Here is a 961-nt window from a genome sequence, read left to right as displayed (position 1 = left end):
CCGTTGGACATGATGTAGACGCCCTCGTCGCCGACTAGCCAGAGGCCGGGCTTCTCGCCCTCGCCGGGGCGGGTGCCGTAATAGGGATTGCGGAAGCCGCCATTGGCGGCAGCATCGGCAATGCCGCGATCGACGACCTTGCGGACGGCGAGAATGGGAAACGTGAACATCGCTCACACCTCACGCCGCTACGCGAATGGGGAGGTGCCGCAAATGCACCGGCAGCTTGGCCGCAATCTCTTCCTCGGTGAGATCGTCGAGTAGCTTGAGCTCGGTCCGCCCCCGGCCATAGACGAGAACGGTGCGCCTGCCGCGATGCTCGGGCAGAAAGCGCTCGCCGGCGTAGCCGCGATATTCATCATGGGTGGCGCTCCAGATATGCTCCAGGCGCTCTTCATGCGTCATCGCCGTCACCGGCCAGGACTCGCGCTCGACGATGGCGTCGCGCATCTCGACCGGGGAACGCGGCTGCGCCAGGTCGCAATAGGCGTGGAAGTAGCGGACCTTGCCGTCGATGCGCAGCGTGTAGAAGACACTGGTGACGCCGTCGGTGAGGAACTCGCGCATGGCGAACATTTCCCCGCGCATCCAGAGCGGCGGCAGGATGTCGAGCATGGTGTCGTGCTCGGCGCGTGCGATCTCGAACCACTCTCCGGCGAACAGCGCGCTGTCGTCGTTCTGCCAACGATCGGGCCGCTGGGCATGGCGGTCGAACAGACGGAACATCTGCCGGCGGTCGGCGACACCGAAGTAGATCTTGCGGATGGAGGATTGGAGGGGCATGGGGAGGCTCCTTGGCCATTGCGGGCCAGAGCGCGGTTCATCCCTCGCGGATCACCATCATCTTCAGCCCTTTCGGACCCCTCCCCCGCGGCCGCCTCTCCGCCCGGGTGGGTCAAGGGCCGGCGCAGCCGGGCGGAGCTTCACCCTTGACGCGCCCGGCGGGCATGCGGCAGTCGGC

1 protein-coding gene and 1 pseudogene are annotated in these 961 nt (G+C 66.6%); both read right to left on the bottom strand.

The window, feature by feature from the left end:
* Positions 1 to 170, bottom strand: a pseudogene (locus EOA85_RS39720) (DUF3085 domain-containing protein); the annotation flags it as partial.
* Between the two features lie 10 nt (positions 171 to 180).
* Positions 181 to 783: a DUF1419 domain-containing protein gene (locus EOA85_RS36040; RefSeq protein ID WP_127212787.1), complete on the bottom strand. Its 603-nt coding sequence runs from the start codon at positions 781 to 783 to the stop codon at positions 181 to 183.
* Positions 784 to 961: the final 178 nt, after the last annotated feature.

This window comes from Mesorhizobium sp. M5C.F.Ca.IN.020.29.1.1, from assembly GCF_003997375.1.
Classification (GTDB): Bacteria; Pseudomonadota; Alphaproteobacteria; order Rhizobiales; family Rhizobiaceae; genus Mesorhizobium; species Mesorhizobium wenxiniae.
Note: the sequence above shows the minus strand (reverse complement) of the source record. Positions and strands in the feature narration are given on the sequence as shown.

Excerpts from the sequence above, each read along its gene's own strand:
- EOA85_RS36040 (WP_127212787.1), bottom strand. The coding sequence starts at position 783 with ATGCCCCTCCAATCCTCCATCCGCAAGATCTACTTCGGTGTCGCCGAC.